Below are 19989 nucleotides of genomic sequence, written 5' to 3'. Positions count from 1 at the left end.
GCATGAACGCCAGGGTTCGACGAGACGCGGTGCGTCTCGGCGTGTTCTTGGCTGTGTGCCTGCTCGGCGTGTTCGGATTGTTCGCGGTCTTCGGCGAGATGCGTTTCGGGGAAGCCGCCAACAGTTATGTCGCCGAGTTCACCAACGTCACCGGTTTGGAGAACGGCGACTTCGTCCGCATCGCCGGCGTCGAGGTCGGCAGCGTCGAAAGCGTTGCCATCCAACCCGATACGACCGCCCGGGTTGAATTCACCGCGGACGAGTCGGTGGTGCTGACCGAGGGCAGCAGGGCCGTCATCCGATACGACGACCTCATCGGCGGCCGCTACCTGGCACTCGAGGAAGGCGCCGGCGCAACCAAGAGACTCGAGCCCGGCGGCACGATTCCCTTCGCCCGCACGTCTCCTGCGCTCGACCTCGACGCGCTGATCGGCGGATTCCGGCCGCTGTTCCGGGCGCTGGATCCCGATCAGGTCAACGCGCTGTCGGGTCAGCTGATCCAGGCCCTGCAGGGCCAGGGCGCGACGATCAATTCGTTCCTCGCCCAGACCGCGGCGCTGACAACGACTCTGGCCGACCGTGACCGACTGATCGGAGATGTCATCGTCAACCTCAACGTGGTGCTGGGATCCCTCGGCGACCAGAACGAGCAGTTCGCGAAGGCGGTCGACGCGCTCAACGAACTGGTGGGAACGCTGGCGGAGCGCCGAGAGGACATCAGCAACGGGCTGGCGTACACCAACGAAGCGGCCGGAACGGTCGCGGATCTCTTGGACCAGGCTCGTCCACCGTTCAGCAAGACGGTCCAGGAGACCGACCGCGCGGCCGGAATCGTGGTGGCTGACCACGAGTACTTCGACAACCTGCTGAACACTCTGCCGGAGGCCCATCAAGCGCTCGCGCGACAGGGGCTCTACGGCGACTTCTTCAACTTCTATCTCTGTGACATCGTGCTCAAGCTCAACGGCAAGGGCGGCCAACCGGTCTATGTGAAAGTCGCCGGGCAGTCCACCGGGAGGTGTGCGCCGAGGTGAAGTCCTTCTCTGAACGGAATCAGACCGTCATCGGTGCCGTCGGGCTGGCGTTGACGATCGGCATCGTGCTCGGGTCGTTGAACTACGAAAGGCTGCCGTTCCTGCAGGGCACCGAGTACTCGGCCTACTTCGCCGAGGTGGGCGGGCTGCAAGCCGGTAAGGCCGTACGTGTTTCGGGATTCGAGGTCGGCCAGGTGAAGTCCGTCGAATTGGACGGGCCGCACGCCCTGGTGACGTTCACCGTCGACAGCGACATCCGGCTGGGCGATCGCACCGAGGCGGCGATCAAGACCGAGGGCCTGCTGGGCACCAAGATCCTCGAGGTCACCTCCCGCGGTGACGGACGGCAAGAGGGCACGATCCCGCTCGAACGCACGACGTCGCCCTATGAACTCCCTGATGCACTGGGAGAATTGGCCGCGACGATCAGCGGCCTGAACACCAACCAGTTGTCGGATTCGCTGAGGGTGCTGTCGGCGACATTCTCCGACACGCCGCCGGAACTGAAGATCGCGATCGAGGGGGTGGCGCGGTTCTCCGACACGCTGAACGAACGTGATGCGCAGCTGCGAGGTCTGCTCGGCAACGCCAGCAAGGCCACCACGGTGCTGGCGGAACGCAGCAACCAGATCGTGAGTCTGGTCGCCGATACCAACGCGCTGCTGGCCGAGCTGGAAAACCAAAGCGCCGCACTGGATGAGGTCTCCGGCAACATCTCGGCGCTCAGCGGGCAGTTGCAGGGTTTCATCGGCGAGAACCGCGAAACCCTGCGACCCGCCCTGGACAAGCTCAACGGCGTGCTGACGATCATCGACAACCGCAAGGAACGCCTGCAGAAGTCGCTCGAGTTGCTGACCGACTACGTGATGTCACTGGGCGAATCGGTGTCGAGCGGGCCGTTTTTCAAGAACTACGTCGCCAACCTGCTGCCGGGCCAATTCCTGCAGCCGTTCATCGACGCCGCGTTCTCCGACCTCGGCCTGGATCCCAACGTGAAGCTGCCATCGGAACTCAGCGATCCGCAGGTCGGTCAGCCGGGAACACCGGCACTGCCGGTGCCGTTCCCGCGGACAGGTCAAGGCGGCGAACCGCGGCTGACGGTCCCCGACGCCATCACCGGCAATCCGGGCGATCAGGCGTGTGGGTTGCCAGGGCTGCCGTTGCCCGGCCCCGGCTGCTATCCGTACCGCGAGCCGCCGCCGGCGCCGCCCCCCGGCGGGCCGCCGCCGGGACCGCCCGCCGACGCACCGCCGGGTCTGCAGTCGACACCGGACCCGACGCCGTCTCCGGTTGCAGTACCCGCTCCCGGCGCGGTCGCCCACCTTGCACCCGCGGAGGCCGGACGATGACGCGCTCCGCCCGAAACCTGTTGGCCGTCGCGCTGGTCGTGATACTGGCGGGCGGTGCAATCGTGGTGTTTCGCAACACCGAACGGATCAACCGCACACACGTCGTCGCCTACTTCGACAACGCCAACGGCATCTACCCCGGCGATGACGTCACCATCGTCGGCGTGCCCGTTGGCAGGATCGAATCGATCGAACCGCAACCCGAGCGGGTCAGGATCTCGTTCTGGTACGACAGCAAGTACAAGGTGCCGGCCGACGCCAAGGCGGCGATCCTGTCGCCGACGCTGGTGACCGCGCGCGCCATTCAGCTGACCCCGCCCTACACCGGAGGACCGGTGATGCACGACGACACGGTCATCCCGCAGGAGCGCACCGCCGTTCCGGTGGAGTGGGACGAGGTCCGACAGCAGTTGGAGCGGCTCGCCGAGACCCTGCAGCCCACCGAGCCGGGAGACGTGAGCCCGTTGGGGTCGGTCATCAACACCACTGCCGACAACCTGCGTGGTGAAGGCGCCAACATCAGGGATACCGTCATCAAGCTGTCGCAAGCGGTGACAGCCCTGGGCGATCACGGCACCGACATTTTCTCCACGGTCAAGAATCTCGCGACCCTGGTTTCGGCGCTGCAGGACAGCACCGACGTGATGCGCCAGCTCAACCAGAACCTCGCGAGCGTGACCGGACTGCTCGCCAACGATCCCAACGAAGTCGCCGACGCGCTGCGCGACCTCAACAACGTGGTCGGAGAAGTCCAGACATTCGTCGCCGACAACCGCGAAGCGCTTGGCACCACGTCGGACAAGTTGGCCGGGGTGACCCAGGCGCTGACCGACAGCCTCGCCGACGTCAAGCAGTTCCTGCACGTGGCGCCCAACACGCTGCAGAACTACGTCAACACCTGGCAACCCGCCCAGGGCGCGGTGAGCAGCCTGCCGATGCTCAACAACTTCGCCAACCCGATCTCGTTCCTGTGCGGCGCAATTCAGGCGGCGTCCCGGCTGGGTGCCGAGCAGTCGGCCAAGCTGTGCGTGCAGTATCTGGCGCCGATCGTGAAGAACCGCCAGTACAACTTCCTGCCCATCATGCAGAACGTCTTCTCCGGTGCCACGACACGACCGAACGAGCTGACCTACAGCGAGGACTGGCTGCGGCCCGATTACATTCCGCCGCAACCTGTTCCGGCCGCTGCACCGCCGCAGGCCTCAGGTTTAGCGGCACCGCCGCCGGCCGCAGGCCCACCGCTGCCGGCGGAGGCGCCGATCACCCCGAATCCGGCCGACGGTCTGCACGGGCTGATGGTGCCTCAGGGAGTCGGACGATGATGCGGCGCAGGATCTTTCGTAGGGCAGCGGTCGTGCTCGTGGCGGCCGGGCTGTTGTCCGGTTGCTCCGACTGGCAGGGCTTGAATTCGCTTCCGTTGCCGGGCGTCAAGGGCACCGGGCCGGGTGCGTTCACGATCCAGGCTCAGATGCCCGACGTGGACAACATCGAGCCGAACTCCCGTGTCCGCGTCGGGGATGTGAACGTCGGCACCGTGCGGAAGATCGAACGCCAGGGCTGGCATGCGCTGGTGACGATGGAACTCAACGGTGACGTCGAGCTGCCCGCGAATGCGACGGCCAGCCTCGGGTTGACCAGCCTGTTGGGTTCTCTGCACATCGAATTGGCGCCGCCGACCGACGTTCCGCCGGTCGGCAAGCTGAAAGAGGGCTCGCTGATCCCCTTGGAGTCCTCGAGCGCGTACCCGAGTACCGAGCAGGCGCTGGCCGCCGTCGCGCTGCTGCTCAACGGGGGCGGGATCGGCAACATCCACGACATCACCGAGGCCCTGAGCGTCGCGTTCACCGGCCGCGAGAACGACCTGCGCAGCCTCATCGAGCAGCTCGACATCGCGATCGGCCACCTCGATGACCAGAAGCAGGACATCATCGACGCCACCGAGAGCCTGAACAATCTGATGGGTCAGATCGCCGAGCAGAAGCCGGTGGTGGACAAGGCCCTTCGGACCGTTCCCGATGCTCTGGCCGTGCTCAGGGATCAGCGGCAGAACCTGGCCGAGGTGCTGACCCAGCTCGGCCGGTTCAGCGCGCTGGCCGCCGACTCGGTCAACCAAACCAAAGAGGCTCTGGTGCAAGAGCTCAAGGACCTCGGCGTGGTGCTGGAGGAACTGGCCGACGCCGGTCCCGCGCTGACCCGTGCGCTGAGCTTCCTACCAACCTTCCCGTTCCCCAAGGAGACATTGCTCAATTGGATGCGCGGCGACTACGCGAACCTGACGTTGGTCGTCGACCTGACGTTGAGCAGAATCGATTCGGCGATCTTCACCGGAACGCGGTTCGAGTGCAACCTGACCTGGTTGGAGCTGCAATGGGGACGGACCGTCGGCCAGTTCCCCAGCCCGTGCAACCACAACGTGCCGCCACCAGGCGGCAACCCGTTGGTCGCTCCGTACCGCTGGGATCAGGGGCCGTAGCATGCGAATGACCCGGCGGATTCTCATCCAGATGGCGATTTTCTCGGCCATCGCGATCCTCGCGTTGGGCATCATGGTCTTCGGATACATGCGGCTCCCCACCCTCCTCGGCGTCGGTCAGTACCGTGTCACCGTCGAATTACCGGAGACGGGCGGGCTGTATCCGAGGAGCAACGTCACCTACCGCGGTGTGCAGGTCGGTCAGGTGAAAAGCGTCGAGTTGTCCGACACCGGTGTCGCAGCAGTGCTTTCGCTGGACTCGGGCATCCGGATTCCCGCCGACCTCGAAGCCGAGGTGCACAGCGTGTCCGCCGTCGGCGAGCAGTACGTCCAGTTGCTCCCGCGTAGCGGCGAAGGTCCGGAGCTCAAGGACGGCGACGTGATCCCGTTGGGCCGCACCAGGGTTCCGACGGATATCAATGCGGTCCTCGACGATACGGCGCGCGGCCTACAGGCGATTCCGCAGGAGAACCTGAGGACCGTCGTAGACGAGGCGTATATCGCGGTGGGCGGGCTCGGGCCCGAGTTGCGCCGCCTGGTCACCGGCAGCGCCGAACTGGCCGTCGACGCCCGGGAGAACCTCGACCCACTGCTCACGCTCATCGATCAGTCCAAGCCGGTGCTCGACACCCAGACCGACACCGCAGGCTCGATTCAGGCGTGGGCGGCGAATCTGGCGGACATCAGCGGTCAACTGCAGAACCAGGATCCGGCTGTGAGAGGAATTCTGGCCAAGGGGCCGGGGGCCGCCGACGAGGTGCGCGCCCTGTTCGACCGGCTGCAGCCGACGCTGCCGATCGTGCTGGCCAACCTGGTCAGCCTCGGCGAGGTCGCGCTGGCGTATCAGCCGAGCCTCGAGCAGTTTCTGGTGTTGTTGCCGCAGGGCACCGCGGTCACGCAGGCCGTGGGTGTGCACAAGCGCGGCACCAAGCAGGACTACATGGGTGATGCGTTGATCTTCAACCTGAACGCGATCCTGCCTGCCCTCCCGGCTCCGCTGCCGCTGCCGCCGCAGAACCTGCCGCCGCCGTGCATGACGGGGTTCCTGCCGGCCCAGCAGCAGCGGGTGCCGGTCTTCGAGGACTACCCGGACCGACCGACGGGCGACCTGTACTGCCGAACACCGCAGGATGCGCCGTTCAACGTGCGTGGCGCCCGCAACCTGCCGTGCGTGACCGTCCCGGGCAAGCGCGCCCCGACGTGGCAGATGTGCGAGAGCGATGAGCAGTACGTGCCGCTCAACGACGGCTACAACTGGAAGGGCGACCCCAACGCGACGCTGTCCGGCCAGCCCATTCCGCATGTGCCGCCGGATGTTCCGGTCGCCGTCACGCCCCCTCCGCCCGGTACGCCGCCGCTGCCGGTCGCGGCCGCCGAATACGACCCGGCGTCCGGGAAGTACGTCGGTCCGGATGGCCGCGTCTACACGCAGTCCAACCTGGCGCGGGACGGGTCGGAGCAGACGTGGCAGTCGCTGCTGGTGCCGCCTGGGCAGTGACGCGATCGCGCCCGAGTGTGGGGTTGCGTCACGGTGATCGGCGCCAGAGCGTGACATGGGCGCACACTCGCGGTCGGTCGGTCAGTCCATGATGTCGCGGACGCGGGTCTTCTCGTGGCCCCGAAGCATCGCCGCACCGGCCACCTCCATATGCCTGCGCCAGTGCGACTCCGCCGCGTCGCCCTTGCGGGCTTCCACCAGATCGGCCAGCTTGCGGTAGGACTTGAGCATCTTCGAGAACTCCGCCTCGGAGATCACGGCCTTGTTGTCGGCTCCGAGAAGTGCTGCCGCGGTGTGTCTTTCATCGATCTCGTGCAGCATGCCCGCGATCATGCCGAGCGTCGCATTGCCCGAGAGTTCGACCATGCGACGGTGCAGGCGTGCCGTGGCCGTCGCCAACGTGCCGGCTTTCCACGCCCGCGGTATGTCCTCGACCAGCTCCCGCAGTTCAGGGTGCGCCTCGGCGGTGCCGTCCTGGGCGAGCAGCTTGGCCGCCGGCGGCTCGATCGCCGTGCGCGCCGTCAACACGTCGGCGAGCGTGGTGCCGGACAAGGCGAGCAGCAACGCGGCGGGGCGCGCGACGATCTCCGCTCCCGGGACCCGGACCCGGGCGCCCGTGCGTGAGCCGCGACGCACCTCGACGAGCCGTTCGGATTCCAGCACGCGGACCGCTTCGCGCAAGGTCGGTCGGCTGACCTGGAAATGGGCCATCAGTTCGGCTTCGTGCGGCAGGAAGTCACCGTCTTTCAACTGGCCCTCGACGACCATGCGTCGAAGTGTCCGCGCCACCAGTTCGGCCGTCTTGGGCGACCGGACGGCCCCCGGCGCCACATCGGGCGAAATCATCGGCGCGAGCGGTTCACGTCGTGACACCGTGGTCCCTCCTCGGTGCTCAGTTATCACACTCAGTAAACCATGTCGGTTCGGGGAGCGCGGTTTGCCGCAAACGGGTGGAAACCGGAACCCGATTTGGTAGTGATGTCCCTGGACCACCTGGCTCCGACGATATGGTGTCCGAGCACGTAAGTTGGACGCGACCCGCCCACCCCCGACCACGCCCGCAGAGGAACCAATGCCAGACGACGCGAACCCCACTGCCGGGGAACCGGACGATTCGACGCCGGATGAACCAGGCGAAGAGACCTCGGTGAAGGTCGACAGCGACGTCGGCGAGGAGGGGGAGGACTACGACGCCGCGGCCGGCGAGGATGACGCCGCCGGGCAGCCCGACGAAGCCGATGAGAAAACCGACACCAAGCCGCGCATATCCCACGTGCGGTTGGCGACGATCCTCGGTGTCGTTCTCGTCCTGGGGCTGGGCGGACTGGCCGGGTGGCAGGGCTACCAGGCCTATCAGGCGAAGCAGGCCGAGGATCTGCGCAATCTGTTCGTGCAGGTGGGCCGGCAGGGTGCGCTGAACCTCACGACGATCAACTGGGAGCAGGCCGAGGCCGACGTGCAGCGCATCCTTGACTCGGCGACCGGCACGTTCTACGACGACTTCCAGCAGCGGTCGCAGCCGTTCATCGAGGTCGTCAAGCAGGCACAGTCGAAGTCCGAGGGCGAAGTCACCGCGGCGGGCCTGGAGTCAGAATCCGGGAACGAGGGCCAGGTGCTGGTGGCGGTGACCGTCAACACGAGCAACGCGGGCGCACCGGAGCAGCAGCCACGGGCATGGCGGATGCGCATCACGGTGCAGAAGATCGACGACGAAGCAAAGGTGTCCAACGTGGAGTTCGTACCGTGAGCCGGCACAGGCTGCCCAAGGGCAGCGACAGCACCGGGGCCGCCGAGGAGAAGGTCGACGAGCCGGAGGCCACGACCGAGACCCAGGACGCCGCCGGCACCGAAGCCGCGGAGGAGACGATGGCAGCGGAGGAGACGGAAACCGCCGAGGAGGCGGTTGCGGCCGAGGAGCCCGAAGGCGCCGAAGAGACCGAACAGTCCGAAGAGACCGACGAGACGGAAGCCGTCGCGAAGGACAGGCGACCGATCAACTGGTCACGCGTCCTGGCCTACGGCGTGCTCCCCGGGATCGCCTTGGTGCTCGCCATGGCCGCGGGCTTCTTCAAGTGGCAGCACGATTCGATCGCCACCGCCGAGACCGCCCGCATCGAGTCGGTGCAGACGGCCAAAGACAGCACCATCGCGATGCTGTCCTACAAGCCCGACACCGTCGACCAACAGCTCAACGACGCGCGCGATCTGCTGACCGGGGAGTTCCGTGAGTCCTACACGTCGCTGATCAACGACGTGGTGATCCCGGGCGCCAAGGAGAAGCAGATCTCCGCGGTGGCCACGGTCCCCGCGGCCGCTTCGGTGTCGGCCGACCCGAACCACGCCGAGGTGCTGGTGTTCGTCAACCAGACGGTCGTCGTCGGCCAGGACGCTCCCACCGACACGGCGTCGAGCGTGCGCGTCGGGTTGGACAAGGTCGGCGACCGCTGGCTGATCTCGCAGTTCGACCCCGTCTAGTGGAGGAGCCCGGCTTCTTCGACGTGGCGGCGCCCGGAGTCACGCTGCGCACGCTGACGTGGGGGCCGTCGGACGCGCCGATCGCGCTGTGCCTGCACGGCTTTCCCGACACCGCCCACGGGTGGCGCAACGTCGCGCCGCTGCTGGTGGATGCGGGCTGGCGGGTGGTGGCGCCGTTCATGCGCGGCTACGCGCCGTCCTCGTTGGCCTCGGACGGCAGCTACCACATCGGCGCGCTGATGGACGACGCGCTTCGGGTGCTCGACGCCGCCGGGCCGACCGGCCGTGACGTGTTCATCGGGCACGACTGGGGCGCGATCGCCGGCGCCGGGCTGGCGGCGATGCCTGACAGCCCGTTCACCAAGGCCGTGATCATGTCGGTACCGATGCCGGCGTCGTTCCAGCCGCTGGGCAAGGTGCCGGACGCCGGCCGTCTGGCCGCGCAGATACCCCGCCAGCTGCTGCGAAGCTGGTACATCATGTACTTCCAATTACCATGGCTCCCGGAGCGCTCCGCCTCGTGGGTGGTGCCGAGGCTGTGGCGGCAGTGGTCACCCGGGTACCGGGCCGACGAGGATGTGCGCCACGTCGAGGAGGCCATCGGCGCCCCGGACCGGTGGCGCGCGGCGCTCGGGTACTACCGCGCCGCGGTGCGCAACACCAAGCCACCCGCGCAGTACGCCGAGTTGCACCAGCACTGGCTGTCCGCGCCGCGGCTGCCGACGTTGTACCTGCACGGACTCGATGATGGTTGCGCCTCAGCCGATTACGCGCACTGGGTCGAACGCGTGTTGCCCGAGGGCAGCGCGGTGGGTTTGGTCGAACGCGCGGGCCATTTCCTGCAGCTGGAACAGCCCGACGCGGTGGCGCGCCATATCGTCGACTTCATAGGGCGCCCGTCCGGCTAGCCGATGACCGCCAGGAACCTCGCCGCGGTCGACGCGCAGACATACTGGATGTCGGCGAAGATCCCCAGCGATCAGTTCCTGCTGTACGGGTTCGCCGGTGCGCCTTCGGATATGGCCCGCGCGGTGGGCGAGATCCGTGCGCGGGCCGACGGTTGCCCGGAACTGCGACTGCGGGTGCGCGACCGCGCCCTCGGCTATCCCGAATGGGTCAGCGGCGAGGTCGCCGCCGCGCAGTTCGTGGTGCACGACCCTCCCGGTGGCTGGCGCGACTGCCTGGCCGCGGTGGCCGGGCTCGCAGCCGAACAGCTGGACCCGCGGACCATGGCCTGGCGGCTGCACGTCTTTCCCGGCGTATCCGGCCCGGTCGACGGCGGCGTGGCGACGGTGGCGGTGTTGCAGGCCGCGCACGTGCTGGGCGACGGCGTTCGGTCATCGGCCTTGGCGGCGCTGCTGTTCGGACGGGTCGGCACGGTGTCCGCGGTTCCGTCTCGGCCGGCATGGCAGAGCGTCACGCTGCCGTGGCGTGCGTACCTCGCCGCGCGAGCACATCGCCGGCTGGTCCGTGACACCGATGCCGGACTGGTTGCCCCACAGGCGGATTCACGTCCGGCACTGCGCAGCAATGCGCGACCCGACGGCGTGCGGGGCGTTCGTACGGTGATCCGGCGCCGTGCGCAGCTTCCGGGGCCGACGGTGACGGTCGCGGTACTGGCGGCCGTGTCGGCGGCGCTGTCAGCGCATCTGCGCGAGCTCGGCGACGACCCGTCCCGGTTGGGCGCCGAAGTGCCGATGGCCAAGGCGGGGATGCGGGCGGCGCACAACCACTTCGGCAACGTCGGCGTCGACCTGCATCCGGAGCTGGGCTACGCCGAGCGGGCGGCACGGATCGCCGAGGAACTGGACCACCGCCGTCGTCGCGCCGCGCATCCGGCGATGCTGGCGGCAAGCCGCGCGTCGGCCGCGGTGCCGGCCCCGCTGCTGCGTTGGGGGGTGGCGCAATTCGATCCGACGCTGCGCTCGCCGACGGTCACCGGCAACACCGTGGTGTCCAGCGTCAACCGCGGCGCCGCCGACCTGCGCTTCGGCGATGCGCCGGTGATGCTGACGGCCGGTTATCCCGCCCTGTCGCCGATGATGGGTGTCACCCACGGCGTTCACGGCATCGGCGACACCATCGCGATCAGCGTGCACGCCGCCGAGTCGGCGATCGGCGATATCGACGCCTACGTCGACCGATTGTCGGCGGCCCTGACAGCGCGCTGACAAGTCTTAGAGGGATCTTCAGCGCCCAAACCGACGTTTTGGCTGGTTTTCCCGCGTGCGATCGACCGTTGCGTCGGTTTCGAGCGAGCGTGCACGGTGGTGGGGCGTGGTGGTTGCTTAACACATGGCCTAAATTCTGTTACATGACTGCTTACGACTCGGCCCTGGACTTCGGGTTGCTGTTCCTGCGTGTGGTGCTGGGCTTGACCATGGCCGCGCACGGCTACAACAAGTTCTTCGGCGGCGGGCGCATCCCCGGCACCGCCGGCTGGTTCGAGAGCATCGGCATGAAGCCGGGCACCTTCCACGCCCGCGTCGCCGCCACCACCGAGATGGCGGCCGGAATCGGCCTGGCGGTCGGGCTGCTGACGCCGATTCCCGCCGCGGGTTTCGTCGCCCTCATGCTGGTCGCGGCCTGGACGGTGCACCGGGCCAACGGCTTTTTCATCGTCAAGGAAGGCTGGGAGTACAACCTCATCCTGGCGACCACGGCGGTCGCCGTCGCGACCATCGGGGCGGGCAAGTACAGCCTCGACTACCTGCTGTTCCGCGACACCGGCGTCGCTGACCTGCTGCACGGATGGTGGGGTCTGGTGATCGCGCTGGGACTGGGCCTGGCGGGCGGCATCGGCCAGCTGGTGATCTTCTACCGTCCACCGGCCAAGACCCAGTAGCCCGACACCGCGGCCCTGCGCGGGCGCCCTGCGGCGAAATCTGCCGCAGGGCTGTGCGGCGGCGCAATCACGACCTCCCGCAGATGTCGCGAACCGAGGTCGTCTCGAACCCGGACCACGTAGCTAGAACACGTTCTAGTCTTTGAGCCATGGGGTTCTTGAAGCAGGACGCACCGGTCGTCGATTACGAGCAGTGGAACAAGGGCACCCGCGCCGAGAAGATCGTGCCGATGGCCCGGCACTGGGCCGAGGTGGGCTTCGGGACGCCGGTCGTGCTGCACCTGTTCTACGTGGTCAAGATCGCGCTCTACATCCTCGGCGCCTGGCTCGTCGTGCTCACGACGAAAGGCATCGACGGGTTCACCAACGTCACCTCCTGGTACGCCGAGCCGATCGTCTTCGAGAAGGTCGTGCTCTACACGATGCTGTTCGAGGTGGTCGGTCTCGGATGCGGGTTCGGGCCGCTGAACAACCGGTTCTTTCCGCCGATGGGCTCGATCCTGTACTGGTTGCGGCCCAACACGATTCGGCTGCCACCATGGCCGCAGAGAATCCCGCTGACCAAAGGCACCAGGCGCACCCCGTTCGACGCGCTGTTATACGCCGCGCTGCTGGTGATGCTTGTCGTGGCGCTGTTCTCCGACGGCACCGGTCCGATCCCCGAGCTGGGTACGACGGTGGGCGTCCTGCCCACGTGGCAGATCTGGGCGATCCTCGGCATCCTCGCGGTGCTGGGCCTGCGCGACAAGGTGATCTTCCTGGCCGCGCGCGGTGAGGTGTATGCCTCGCTGGCGGTGTGTTTCCTGTTCGCGGGCGCCGACAGCATCCTGGCCGCCAAACTGGTCCTGCTGGTGATCTGGCTCGGCGCCGCGACGTCGAAGCTCAACAAGCACTTCCCGTTCGTCATCTCGACGATGATGAGCAACAACCCGGTGATCCGGCCCCGGTGGATCAAACGCAAGTTCTTCGAACGCTTTCCGGACGACCTGCGGCCGGGCCGGCTCTCGCGCTGGCTTGCGCACCTGAGCACCGCGATCGAGGGCCTGGTTCCGCTCGTCCTGTTCTTCTCTCACGGCGGCTGGCCGACGGCGATCGCCGCATTCGTCATGGTGTGCTTCCACTTCGGCATCCTGTCGGCGATCCCGATGGGTGTGCCGCTGGAGTGGAACGTCTTCATGATGTTCTCCGTGCTGGCGCTGTTCGTCGGGCACGCCGGGATCGGGCTGGGCGATCTGCAGAGCCCGTGGCCGATCGTGTTGTTCGCCGTCCTCGCAACCACCGTCGTGTTGGGAAACCTGTTCCCCCGCAAGGTTTCCTTCCTTCCGGGCATGCGCTACTACGCCGGCAATTGGGACACCGGGCTGTGGTGCATGAAACCCTCGGCCAGCGAGAAACTGGAGAACGGCATCGTTTCGATCGCCAGCATGCCGCAGGCGCAGATGGAGCGTTACTACGGCAGCCCCGAGACCGCGCAGATGTATCTGTACATGGGATATGCGTTCCGCGCCTTCAACACCCACGGCCGCGCGATGTTCACGCTCGCACACCGCGCGATGGCCGGACACAACGAGGACGACTACGTGTTGACCGACGGCGAGCGCATCTGCTCCACCGCGGTCGGCTGGAACTTCGGCGACGGTCACATGCACAACGAACAACTCATCGAGGCGCTGCAGAAGCGCTGCCACTTCGAACCGGGTGAAGTCATCGTCGTGCTGATCGACGGACAACCGATTCACCGCCAGACCCAGCAGTACCGGTTGGTCGACGCTGCGACGGGCGAGTTCGAGCGGGGCTACATCCGGGTCGCCGACATGGTGACGCGCCAACCGTGGGATGACACGGTGCCGGTTCAGGTGACGCGGCAGAAGGACAGCGCCGACCGGTCCTGACCAGCATCACTGCCATCGACCAACCAGTGAGTTGACCTAGTAAACCTTGTTCAATTACGTTCGGGGGTGGACCCCCGTCTGTGGGTGATTCATCCGACTTCAAAGGAGTGGTGTCATGGCTGAAGCCGTCATCGTCGAGGCAGTGCGGTCGCCCGTCGGCAAGCGCAACGGCGGCCTGTCCGGCGTGCATCCGGCGGAGCTGTCCGCGCAGGTCCTCAACGGTCTAGTGGAGCGCGCGGGTGTGGACCCGGGCCTGGTCGACGACGTCATCTGGGGCTGCGTCATGCAGGCCGGCGAGCAGGCCCTCGACATCGCCCGCACTGCGCTGCTGACCGCCGGCTGGCCGGAGACCGTGCCCGGTGTCACCGTCGACCGCCAGTGCGGCTCCAGCCAGCAGTCGCTGCACTTCGCCGTCGCCGGTGTGGTGGCCGGCCACTACGACGTCGTGGTCGCCGGTGGCGTCGAGTCGATGTCGCGGACCCCGATGGGCTCGTCGCTGGCCAACGGCGGACACCCCTACCCGGACGCGTTCCGTAACCGCTACAACCAGACCCCGAACCAGGGCATCGGGGCGGAGATGATCGCCGAGCAGTGGGGATTCAGCCGTACCCAGCTGGACGAGTTCTCGCTGCGGTCACATGAGAAGGCTGCCGCCGCACAGGATTCCGGTGCCTTCAAGGACCAGATCTTGGGCATCAAGGACCAAGACGGCAACGTTGTCCTCGAGGACGGCGGCATCCGCCGCGGCGGCACCGTCGAGTCCATGGCCGGGATCAAGCCGGCGTTCAAGGAGGACGGTGTGATCCACGCCGGTAACTCCAGCCAGATCTCCGACGGCTCGGCCGCGCTGCTGGTCATGTCGGCCGAGAAGGCCAAGGAACTGGGTCTCAAGCCACTGGCCAAGGTGCACACCGCGGTGCTGGCCGGTGCCGACCCGGTGATCATGCTGACCGCGCCGATTCCGGCCACGCAGAAGGCGCTGAAGAAGTCGGGCCTGTCCGTCGACGACATCGGCGTGTTCGAGGTCAACGAGGCGTTCGCCCCGGTCCCGCTGGCGTGGCTGAAGGACATCGGCGCCGACGAGGCCAAGCTCAACCCCAACGGCGGCGCCATCGCACTTGGCCACCCGCTCGGCGGCTCGGGCGCTCGCATCCTGACCACGCTGCTGTACCACATGCGCGACAACAACATCCAGTACGGCCTGCAGACCATGTGCGAGGGCGGCGGCCAGGCCAACGCCACCATTCTCGAGTTGCTGTGACCCAGGAGGCGGCCGGCCCCGCCGCACTGGCTGTGCGACGGGGCAACGTCCTGCTGATCACGATCAACCGCCCCGAGGCGCGCAACGCCGTCAACAGCGCGGTGAGCACCGCCGTCGGCGACGCGTTGCAGCAGGCGCAGGACGATTCCGAGGTGCGTGCGGTGGTGATCACCGGTGCGGGTGAATCGTTCTGTGCCGGGGCAGATCTCAAGGCGATCTCGCGTCGGGAGAACCTTTTTCACCCCGACCACCCGGAATGGGGTTTCGCCGGCTACGTCCGCCATTACATCGACAAGCCGACGATCGCCGCGGTCAACGGCACTGCGCTGGGCGGTGGCACCGAACTCGCGCTGGCCAGCGACCTGGTGGTGGCGGAGGAACGTGCGCAGTTCGGTCTGCCGGAGGTGAAGCGCGGGCTGATAGCCGCGGCCGGCGGGGTTTTCCGGATCGTCGAGCATCTGCCCCGCAAGGTCGCGATGGAGCTGCTGTTCACCGGTGAACCGATGACGTCGGCCGACGCGCTGAAGTGGGGGCTGATCAACCAGGTCGTGTCCGACGGCACGGCCGTCGACGCGGCATTGGCTCTGGCCGAACGGATTAAGTGCAACGCACCGCTCGCGGTATGGGCGAGTAAGCGCGTGGCGATGGGCGTCGACGACGGAGTGATCGTCGGTGACGAACCGGGTTGGACCAGAACCATGCGCGAGATCGCCACCGTGATCCGCTCCGAGGACGCCAAAGAAGGACCGCTGGCCTTCGCCGAGAAGCGCCAGCCCGTATGGAAAGCAAAGTAAGCAAAGTCATGCAAAGACTGGTTTTCGAACCCGAGCACGAGCAGCTGCGCGAGACGGCGCGCCAGTTCCTGGAGAAGGAATGCGCGCCGTACACGGAGCAGTGGGAGAAGGACCGGCTGGTCGCGCGCGAAGCCTATGCTGCCGCAGGCAAATACGGGCTCATCGGGTTCAACATGCCCGAGGAGTACGGCGGTGGCGGCGTCGACGACTTCCGGTTCAACGCCGTCATCGTGGAGGAGTTCGCGAAGTTCGGTCCGGCCACGCCCGGGCTGAGCCTGCAGAACGACATCGTCGGGCCGTATTTCGCGTCGCTGGCCAACGAGGAGCAGAAGCAGCGCTGGCTGCCCGGCTACATCACCGGTGAGCTCATCGGCGCCATCGCGATGACCGAGCCCGGCGCCGGCAGCGACCTCGCGGGCATCAAGACCACGGCGGTGCGCGATGGAGACGACTGGATCCTCAACGGCTCCAAGACATTCATCTCCGCGGGCATCAACAGCGACCTGGTCATCGTGGTGGCCCGCACCGACCCCGACGCGGGGCACAAGGGCTTCTCGCTGCTGGTCGTCGAGCGCGGCATGGAGGGCTTTGAGCGCGGCCGCAAGCTCGACAAGATGGGCCTGCACGCCGCCGACACCGCCGAGCTGCACTTCGAGAACGTGCGGGTGCCCGGCAAGAACCTGCTCGGCACCGAGGGGCGGGGTTTCTACCATCTGATGGCCAACCTGCCGTCGGAGCGGCTGTCGATCGCCGTCGCCGCCGTCGCAGGCGCGCGCTCCACGTTCGACGAGACGCTGCAATACGTCAAGGACCGCAAGGCTTTCGGGCAGCCGATCGGCAGCTTCCAGCACAACCGGTTCGTGATGGCCGAGATGGCGACCGAGCTCGAGATCGCCGAGCAGTACATCGACCGGTGCCTGCGCGCGGTGGTCGACGGTGAGCTGACCGCCGTGCAGGCATCCAAGGCCAAATGGTGGTGCACCGAGCTCGCCAAGCGCGTCGTCGACAACTGCGTGCAGCTGCACGGCGGCTACGGCTACATGAACGAGTACAAGGTGGCCCGCGACTACGTCGACGCGCGCATCCAGACGATCTTCGGCGGCACGACCGAGATCATGAAGGAGATCATCGGCCGCGACCTCGGCCTGTAGCCGGCGTCGCCGCCGGTTACGTGGCGTGCGCCGGCGTGGCCGCCGCTCCCGCCGAGATCGACGTTTTGGCGAGTTTTACCCGCACTTTCCCGCCCGTTTGTCCCTTTGGGCGATCCCAGGAGGCGCGGGTCAGCCGATCGGGGCGTCCGCGGCCGGGATCGGCGTCTGCTCCGCCGCAGGGGTCTCGGCCTCCGCCGCCTCCGCCGTGGGGGTCTCCGCCGCCGTCGTCTCGGTGGCCGACGTCGTCGTGGCGGTGAGCGCATCCGGCGCGCCGGCCGGATCGAGCACCTTGTCGATCAGGTAGATGCGGGCGTTGTCGGCCTGGATCCCGCCGCAGACCACCTCCGCGGACTCGTTGACGGTGATGTCCCCGCCCTCACCGGACACCTTGATCTCCGCGCCCTGCTGGGTGGGCCGCTGACCCTTCACGTCCTTCGGGCCGAGAAGGCCGAGGAACACGTGGTAGTAGTCCAGGTCCGTCAGCGCGGCCGGATCGGCCTTCAGCGCGTCGAGCTGCGCGGCCGGCAGTTCGGCGAAGGCCTCGTTGGTCGGCGCGAACACCACGTACGGCCCGTTCTCCAGCACCGGCACCACGTTGACCGCGGGGTTCAGCCCGCCCGAGACCGCCGAGTAAAAGGTGCTGGCCTCGGGGATGGCGGCCAGCGCCTGCCCGACGGGCAGATCGGCCAGCGACTTCCAGTTCGGCACCGCCTCCTTGAACGCGCCGCAGTCCGGACCCTCCGGATCGGGGATCTCGACGACCGGCGCTGTTTCCTCCGGATCCGCATACGCCGTCACCGCCAACGGCACGGAGAGGGCGATCGCCGTAATCCCGGCGGCGGCACCAATGGCCCTGCTGGTGCGAGTCTTCACTTGCAGCTCCTCGGTTCGGTTCACGTCGCAACGCATGTTAAGGGCACCGACGCGCCAACTCCAAAGCGATGACCACGCCATACGCCGACCGCGGACCGCATGACCTGCGGGTTTGGCGCGGTGACAACCTGGTCACACCTGATGCGTGTCGGTCAGGTCGACGCCCGTCGACCACGTCCATCGCGGTGTTCACGGTGCTCACGTCGGGTCAGTGGCTCATGCCTACGATGACGCGCATGCCTGAACCGCTGATCATGCCCATTCGTGGCCGAGCGCCCCAGCTGCACGCCGAGTCCTGGGTGGCGCCGAACGCGGCCGTCATCGGCCAGGTCACGCTCGCCGCACGGGCCAGCGTCTGGTACGGCGCGACGTTGCGCGCCGAGGTCGCCGGCAACCGGCACAACGCACAGGCCTATCAGCGGCTCATCGATTTGCACCGGGAGGCGACGACATAGATTTCCGCACGGGCGATTGGGTACAGCCCTAAGGTGAAAAATGTGCGGATCCTCGTCACCGGCGCCACCGGCTATGTCGGTTCGCGTTTGATCACCACGCTGCTCGACGAAGGCCATGACGTCGTCGCCGCCAGCCGAAACCCCGCCCGCCTGGCCGACTTCGGCTGGAATGACCGCGTCAGCGCGGTATCGCTCGACGCGCATGACGCGACCTCGGCGCGGCAGGCCTTCACCGACGCGGGACCCATCGACGTCGTCTACTACCTGGTGCACGGCATCGGCGAACCCGATTTCCGCGACGCCGACAACCGCGCCGCGGCCAACGTCGCCAACGCCGCCAAGGACGCCGGGGTGCGACGGATCGTGTATCTGGGCGGCTTCGTTCCCGACGAGCACGAGCTTTCCGAACACCTGACCAGTCGCGCCGAGGTCGCCGAGGCGTTGCGCGTCGACGGCGGCGCGGATGTGGTCTGGATCGGCGCGGCGATGATCATCGGGGCGGGGTCGACGTCGTTCGAGATGCTGCGCTATGTCGGCGACCGGTTCGTCGTGATCCCGTTGCCGGCGTGGTCGGCGAACCCGATCGATCCGATCTCCATTCGAGATGTGCTGTACTACTTGGTCGCCGCCGCCGACACCGACCGGGTGCCTGCGGGCGCCTACGACATCTGTGGCCCGGAGACCACCTCCTACGGTGACCTGATGCGCAGCTATGCACGTATCGCGGGCAAGTGGCGCGCCGAATTGCCGGTCATCGGTGTGGATGTCGGGGTGGTGTCCTGGATGACGGCGGCGGTGCTGCCGGTACCTGGCGGGCTGGCCGCCGATCTCGTTGAGTCGCTTGACCATCCGATGATGGCGTCGGATTCGGGGCTGCGAGACATCGTCGGTGAACCGCCCGGCGGGCTGGTGGGAATCGACGAGGCGATCTCTCGCGCGCTGTCGAGTCGCAGACCATTGCCGGTCGACGCGCTCGCCGATCCGCACCACCTGGCCGACACCGATCCGGTGTGGGCCGGCGGAGACACGCTGCGTATCCGCCGACTGGCCGGCGCCGTGACGCCGTCGATCGCGCGGCCCGCTCTCGGCCTGATCGGCGCGGTGCCCGGCCCCGTGGCGGCCGCCGTGCGCACCGGACTCGACACCCTGCTGGGCTTGGTGCCGAAGGCGCACACGGCATGACCTCATCCGCAGGGTTTTTCAGCGAGGTACGCCAGATCGCCACCACCGTCGCCGTTCCGCATCAGGAACCGCCGGGGGTGATCCGGCGCCGGCGCGTCGTCGTGGCCGTGGTGTTGGTGATCGGCGCTGCGTTGCTCGGCTACTCGTTGACGCGGCCGCCCGGCGACCAGTCCTTCTACTGGTTGACGTTGGCGTTGGCCGCGGTGTGGGCGCTCGGCGCGCTGGTGTCGGGCCCGCTGCATCTGGGCTGTGTCCGATTCCGCGGGCGCAACCAACGACCGGTGATCACGGGGACGGTCGTCGGGCTGGTCCTGGGTGGTGCGTTCGTCGTCGGCGGGCTGATCGCCCGCGAGATTCCCGGAGTGCGCGAATACATCACGCGGGTACTGGAATTCGCCGACTACGGGCCATTGGCGCTGGTCGTCTTCATCACGGTGATCAACGGGCTCGCGGAGGAGATGTACTTCCGCGGCGCGCTGTACACCGCGCTGGGAGGTTTTCACCCGGTGCTGGTCTCGACCGTCCTCTATGTGATCGCGACCTCGGCCACCACCGGCAACCCCATGCTGGGCTTCGCCGCGATCATCCTCGGTACGGTCTGCGCGCTGGAACGCCGAGCGACCGGCGGCGTGCTCGCACCGATGCTCACCCACTTTTTCTGGGGGCTGGTCATGGTGCTGGCACTGCCGCCGATCTTCGGCGTCTAG

At 67.4% G+C, this 19989-nt stretch carries 18 protein-coding genes and 1 pseudogene; 17 read left to right on the top strand and 2 right to left on the bottom strand.

The genetic code is table 11. The features are described from left to right. The first annotated feature begins 2 nt into the window (after positions 1-2). The 5 genes from MELE44368_RS24065 to MELE44368_RS24045 are packed head-to-tail and all read left to right on the top strand — an operon-like array spanning position 3 to position 6354. Positions 3-1034 carry a virulence factor Mce family protein gene (locus MELE44368_RS24065; RefSeq protein WP_128110900.1) on the top strand — a complete coding sequence of 344 codons (1032 nt, stop codon included), beginning with the start codon at positions 3-5 and terminating at the stop codon, positions 1032-1034. Next, positions 1031-2383 carry an MCE family protein gene (locus tag MELE44368_RS24060; RefSeq protein ID WP_128110787.1) on the top strand — a complete coding sequence of 451 codons (1353 nt, stop codon included), beginning with the start codon at positions 1031-1033 and terminating at the stop codon, positions 2381-2383. Before MELE44368_RS24065 ends, MELE44368_RS24060 begins: the two co-directional genes overlap by 4 nt. Then, entirely contained in the window at positions 2380-3705 is a 1326-nt protein-coding gene (locus tag MELE44368_RS24055; RefSeq protein WP_128110786.1) for a virulence factor Mce family protein, read from the top strand. The genes MELE44368_RS24060 and MELE44368_RS24055 overlap by 4 nt, the downstream gene beginning before the upstream one ends. Next, on the top strand, positions 3705-4856 hold the full coding sequence (locus MELE44368_RS24050; RefSeq protein WP_128110899.1) for an MCE family protein: 1152 nt from the start codon (positions 3705-3707) through the stop codon (positions 4854-4856). Before MELE44368_RS24055 ends, MELE44368_RS24050 begins: the two co-directional genes overlap by 1 nt. 1 nt (position 4857) lies before the next feature. Then, positions 4858-6354 (top strand): MCE family protein, encoded by a 1497-nt coding sequence (locus tag MELE44368_RS24045; protein WP_128110785.1) that lies wholly within the window; start codon positions 4858-4860, stop codon positions 6352-6354. Positions 6355-6435: 81 nt separating this feature from the next. Here the strand turns inward: MELE44368_RS24045 and MELE44368_RS24040 are convergent, their stop codons facing one another. After that, entirely contained in the window at positions 6436-7227 is a 792-nt protein-coding gene (locus MELE44368_RS24040) for a FadR/GntR family transcriptional regulator (RefSeq protein WP_128110784.1), read from the bottom strand. A gap of 199 nt (positions 7228-7426) precedes the next feature. Here MELE44368_RS24040 and MELE44368_RS24035 point away from each other — a divergent pair, with 199 nt between their 5' ends. From MELE44368_RS24035 to MELE44368_RS23995, 9 genes are all read left to right on the top strand, one after another. Next, on the top strand, positions 7427-8101 hold the full coding sequence (locus MELE44368_RS24035; RefSeq protein ID WP_128110783.1) for an Rv1363c family protein: 675 nt from the start codon (positions 7427-7429) through the stop codon (positions 8099-8101). After that, complete coding sequence (locus tag MELE44368_RS24030) at positions 8098-8829, top strand: Rv1363c family protein (RefSeq protein WP_409366154.1); 732 nt, start codon at positions 8098-8100, stop codon at positions 8827-8829. The genes MELE44368_RS24035 and MELE44368_RS24030 overlap by 4 nt, the downstream gene beginning before the upstream one ends. Further along, positions 8829-9737, top strand: coding sequence for an alpha/beta fold hydrolase (locus MELE44368_RS24025; RefSeq protein ID WP_128110782.1), 909 nt, complete (start codon positions 8829-8831; stop codon positions 9735-9737). The genes MELE44368_RS24030 and MELE44368_RS24025 overlap by 1 nt, the downstream gene beginning before the upstream one ends. A 3-nt stretch (positions 9738-9740) precedes the next feature. Further along, the gene (locus MELE44368_RS24020; RefSeq protein WP_128110781.1) at positions 9741-11000 is read left to right on the top strand and encodes a WS/DGAT domain-containing protein; all 1260 of its coding nucleotides are present in this window, start codon (positions 9741-9743) and stop codon (positions 10998-11000) included. A 143-nt stretch (positions 11001-11143) separates the two neighbouring features. Beyond that, positions 11144-11674: a DoxX family protein gene (locus MELE44368_RS24015; protein WP_128110780.1), complete on the top strand. Its 531-nt coding sequence runs from the start codon at positions 11144-11146 to the stop codon at positions 11672-11674. A gap of 149 nt (positions 11675-11823) precedes the next feature. After that, entirely contained in the window at positions 11824-13566 is a 1743-nt protein-coding gene (locus tag MELE44368_RS24010) for a DUF3556 domain-containing protein (RefSeq protein ID WP_128110779.1), read from the top strand. A gap of 115 nt (positions 13567-13681) precedes the next feature. Then, entirely contained in the window at positions 13682-14827 is a 1146-nt protein-coding gene (locus tag MELE44368_RS24005) for a thiolase family protein (RefSeq protein ID WP_128110778.1), read from the top strand. Then, on the top strand, positions 14824-15621 hold the full coding sequence (locus MELE44368_RS24000; RefSeq protein WP_128110777.1) for a crotonase/enoyl-CoA hydratase family protein: 798 nt from the start codon (positions 14824-14826) through the stop codon (positions 15619-15621). The genes MELE44368_RS24005 and MELE44368_RS24000 overlap by 4 nt, the downstream gene beginning before the upstream one ends. Positions 15622-15629: 8 nt before the next feature. Continuing rightward, positions 15630-16772 (top strand): acyl-CoA dehydrogenase family protein, encoded by a 1143-nt coding sequence (locus tag MELE44368_RS23995; protein ID WP_128110776.1) that lies wholly within the window; start codon positions 15630-15632, stop codon positions 16770-16772. Between the two features lie 129 nt (positions 16773-16901). On the opposite strand, the gene MELE44368_RS23990 is transcribed toward MELE44368_RS23995, so the two are convergent. Beyond that, positions 16902-17645, bottom strand: coding sequence for a fasciclin domain-containing protein (locus MELE44368_RS23990; RefSeq protein WP_128110775.1), 744 nt, complete (start codon positions 17643-17645; stop codon positions 16902-16904). A 236-nt stretch (positions 17646-17881) separates the two neighbouring features. Between MELE44368_RS23990 and MELE44368_RS23985 the strand changes: the two are divergent. The 3 genes and pseudogenes from MELE44368_RS23985 to MELE44368_RS23975 all read left to right on the top strand — a co-directional run. Further along, positions 17882-18028 (top strand): annotated as a pseudogene (locus tag MELE44368_RS23985) (gamma carbonic anhydrase family protein); the annotation flags it as partial. 105 nt (positions 18029-18133) lie between these two features. Further along, positions 18134-19282 carry an NAD(P)H-binding protein gene (locus MELE44368_RS23980; protein ID WP_128110774.1) on the top strand — a complete coding sequence of 383 codons (1149 nt, stop codon included), beginning with the start codon at positions 18134-18136 and terminating at the stop codon, positions 19280-19282. Then, positions 19279-19989, top strand: a complete 711-nt coding sequence (locus tag MELE44368_RS23975; protein ID WP_128110773.1) for a CPBP family intramembrane glutamic endopeptidase — start codon at positions 19279-19281, stop codon at positions 19987-19989. Before MELE44368_RS23980 ends, MELE44368_RS23975 begins: the two co-directional genes overlap by 4 nt.

The organism is Mycolicibacterium elephantis DSM 44368, assembly GCF_004014805.1.
Taxonomy (GTDB): domain Bacteria; phylum Actinomycetota; class Actinomycetes; order Mycobacteriales; family Mycobacteriaceae; genus Mycobacterium; species Mycobacterium elephantis.
This window is presented reverse-complemented; position numbering and strand designations above follow the sequence as displayed.